Source organism: Stenotrophomonas sp. 2YAF22 (assembly GCF_052114665.1).
GTDB classification, from domain to species: Bacteria; Pseudomonadota; Gammaproteobacteria; order Xanthomonadales; family Xanthomonadaceae; genus Stenotrophomonas; species Stenotrophomonas indicatrix.
In genome coordinates this window covers 1-3549 of sequence record NZ_JBFRFE010000455.1, presented here as the reverse complement: position 1 = coordinate 3549, position 3549 = coordinate 1, and the positions used below count along the sequence as shown (strand labels likewise).

Here is a 3549-nt window from a genome sequence, read left to right as displayed (position 1 = left end):
GTCGGGGGCATCAGTGTGGGGGTGGGCACTGCGGCAGCAACGCATGTACCCACCGGTGTCCTGCCATTGGATGCGGTGAAGCTCTCCAATCTCGCTCAGTCCGCGCGACTGATCCGTGACATCGGTCCAGCGTTTGGCGAGGCAACTGCCCGCCATGGCATGGCCGAGACTGTCATTCCCAGCCTGGACTCGGAACTGATCAAGCAGGAAGCCGTCGCCCGCAAGCTGGTCGAGCAGCACCAGCGCATACAGCATCCCGAGGATGGCCGCCGCGCCAGCGTGGCAGCAGAGCCCGCTGCGCGCGGGCACGGCATCAATGACCCTGGCCACACCGACTACCGGTTGTTCAATGGCGCACAGACCGGGGTCCACGCCCTGGACCGCGCCCACAACCGGGTGCCTGACCTGCAGAGCGACCAGCTCGCCGGCGCACTGGCCGTGCAGGCCAAGCGCGAAGGGCTGGAGTCCATTTCCCACGTGGTGCTCAGCGAGGATCACAGCCGTGCCTTCGCGGTGGATACGCCGGACCTGAACGCCGCGCACCGCCGCCATGCCCACGTCGATGTGGCAGCGGGCATGGCCCAGCCCCTGAGCGCGAGCACGGCCCAGGTTGACGCGATCAACGCCAGTCGCGAGCAGGCGCAGGGGGTATCGCTGGCCCAGCAGCAGGTGCAGGAGACCCAGGAACAGGCACGGCGGATGGGCTAGGGCGGCGCAAACCGCCCGTCGCCAAAGGGTTTCCCTGCGGCCAAAGCTGCGATACAGTCATTGGGTGTCCAGCCTGACGACCCCGCATACCCTTTCTTCCGCACGCCGTTGGTGGCGATGGTGGCCTGTTGCCGTCGTCCGTCCCCATAACGCTGTGTCCCGGAAGGAAAGTCGTCTTGAACTCGCACGCTCAGTTTCTGCAGCAGGCCGCTGAAGGCCACACCCATATTCCCGTTGTCCGCGAAGTGCTGTCCGACCTGGACACGCCGCTTTCGGTCTATCTGAAGCTCGCCGACGGCCCCAATACCTACCTGTTTGAATCCGTCGAAGGCGGCGAGCGCTTTGGTCGTTACTCGATCATCGGCCTGCCGGCACGTCGCGTGTACGCCTTCCACGGCCACACCCTGACGGTGCGCGAGGACGGCCAGGTGGTGGAAACCCGCGAGGTGGCCGATCCGTTTGCCGAGGTCGAGGCGCTGCGCAGTGCCCACTCGGTGCCGAAGCTGGAAGGCCTGCCGGGCTTCACCGGTGGCCTGGTCGGCTGGTTCGGGTTCGAGTGCATCGGCTACATCGAGCCGCGCCTGGCATCGCCGGCCGGCCGCGACGAACTGGGCACTCCGGACATCCTGCTGCTGCACTCCGATGAGCTGGCGGTGTTCGACAACCTGAAGGGCCGGCTGTACCTGATCGTGCACGCCGACCCGCGCCAAGCGGGCGCTTTCGAGCAGGCGCAGGCGCGCCTGGACGCATTGGCGGCCAAGCTGCGCGCGCCGGGTGCCGGCTATCCGGCACCACTCACCAGCGACGTGCTGGACGAGTCCGATTTCGTCTCCGGTTTCACCCGCGAAGGCTTCGTCGATGCGGTCCAGCGCAGCAAGGAGTACATCCGTGCCGGCGACATCTTCCAGGTGGTGCTCAGCCAGCGCTTGAGCGTGCCGTTCAAGGCGCGGCCGGTGGATGTGTACCGCGCGCTGCGGGCACTGAACCCGTCGCCGTACATGTATTTCCTCGATGTCGGCGACCTGCAGGTGGTCGGCTCGTCGCCGGAAATCCTGGTGCGCCTGCAGGACGGAGAAGTGACCGTGCGCCCGATCGCCGGCACCCGCCCGCGTGGTGCCACGCCGGAGCTGGACCAGGCGCTGGAAGTCGAGCTGCTGGCCGATCCGAAGGAACGCGCCGAGCACCTGATGCTGATCGACCTGGGCCGCAACGACGCCGGTCGTGTTTCGAAGGCCGGCACCGTGGAAGTGGGCGAGCAGTTCGTGATCGAACGCTACAGCCACGTCATGCACATCGTCAGCGAAGTGACCGGGCAGCTGCAGCCGGGCTTGAGCTATGCCGACGTGCTGCGCGCCACCTTCCCGGCCGGTACGGTCAGCGGTGCGCCGAAGATCCGCGCGCTGGAAGTGATCCGCGAGCTGGAACCGATCAAGCGCAATGTCTACGCCGGCAGCATCGGCTACATCGGCTGGCACGGCGATGCCGATACCGCGATCGCGATCCGCACTGCGGTGATCAAGGACGGCCGCCTGTACGTGCAGGCCGGCGCAGGCATCGTCTACGACTCGGACCCGGACAAGGAATGGGACGAGACGATGAACAAGGGCCGTGCCCTGTTCCGCGCCGTCGCCCAGGCCGCCAAGGGTCTGTGAGTTCTGCCGTGCCGTGGCCGACGCCGCGGCACCTTCCGCTGTTCCCATTCAAGACAAGGAGTACCGCATGAAGCTGCTGAGCGCATTGCTGTGGTCGTCACTGCTGGCCACGATGGCCCCGTCTGCGTGGGCGCAGGCCAATACCATTCCCTCGCAGCCGCACCTGCTGGTGAAGGGCGAGGCGCGTCGCGTGGTGATGCCGGATCGGTTCGGCCTGCAGTTGAACATCGAAGAGACCGACATGGACGCGGATGCGGCGCGCCGCCGCGTGCAGGACAACGTTGCCCGCGTGCTGGCGCTGTTCAAGCAGTACAAGGCGGTGGAAGGCAGCGTACGTGCGGACAACCTGCGGATCGGTCCGGCAACCCGCTATGAGCAGAGCCGGCAGGTCTTCATGGGTACCCAGGTGTCGCGCCAGTTGCGCGCCAGCTTCGCCAGCGTGAAGCAGATGCAGGACGTGCTGGGCGCGCTGAAGGCCAATGAGAACGTGCAGGTCAGCAGCGTTGCCCCGACCTACTCCGGTGAAGTCGCGCTGCGCCGCGAGCTCAAGGGCGAGGCCGCGGCCAAGACCCGCGAGTCCGCGCAGGGACTTGCCAAGGCCTATGGAACAAAAGTGCGCGGCCTGTACAGCATCTCCGATGTGGCGCCGAACTTTGCCTATGGCATCCAGGCCGGGCAATGGCCGCAGCCGGGCGAGGATGGTGAGTATCTCGACAGGATCTCGGTGACCGGCAGCTACGCACCGGCCTCGGCGCCGGCGCCCGCTGAACGCGAATCCATCGAAGCCGGCCCCATCACCTACACCGAAAACGTRTACGCCATTTTCCTGATAAGCGACGGAACCTGACCATGTTGTGGATGATCGACAACTACGACAGCTTCACCTACAACCTCGTGCAGTACCTGCAGACGCTGGGGGCCGAAGTGAAGGTGGTGCGCAACGATGCGATGAGCGTGGACGAGATCGCCGCGCAGAAGCCCGAACGCATCGTCATCTCACCCGGCCCGTGCACGCCCAACGAAGCGGGCGTGTCGCTGGAGCTGATCCGGCGCCTGGGCCCGACCACGCCGATCCTCGGCGTGTGCCTGGGCCACCAAGGCATCGGCCAGGTCTACGGCGGCACGGTCATCCGCGCCGGCAACATCATGCACGGCAAGACCTCGCCGATCCGCCATGAAGGCAAGGGCG

4 protein-coding genes are annotated in these 3549 nt (G+C 66.4%); all 4 read left to right on the top strand.

Going from position 1 to position 3549, the window contains the following annotated elements; all coding sequences use genetic code 11:
* The coding region (locus AB4Y84_RS16325; protein ID WP_442250450.1) for an XVIPCD domain-containing protein at window positions 1-708 on the top strand (708 nt) is incomplete at its 5' end.
* A gap of 176 nt (window positions 709-884) precedes the next feature.
* Window positions 885-2360, top strand: coding sequence for an anthranilate synthase component I (trpE, locus tag AB4Y84_RS16320; RefSeq protein WP_442244469.1), 1476 nt, complete (start codon window positions 885-887; stop codon window positions 2358-2360).
* 67 nt (window positions 2361-2427) lie between these two features.
* Window positions 2428-3207: an SIMPL domain-containing protein gene (locus AB4Y84_RS16315; RefSeq protein WP_046983685.1), complete on the top strand. Its 780-nt coding sequence runs from the start codon at window positions 2428-2430 to the stop codon at window positions 3205-3207.
* Between the two features lie 2 nt (window positions 3208-3209).
* A partial coding sequence (locus tag AB4Y84_RS16310; RefSeq protein ID WP_442250449.1) for an anthranilate synthase component II occupies window positions 3210-3549 on the top strand: 340 nt, incomplete at its 3' end.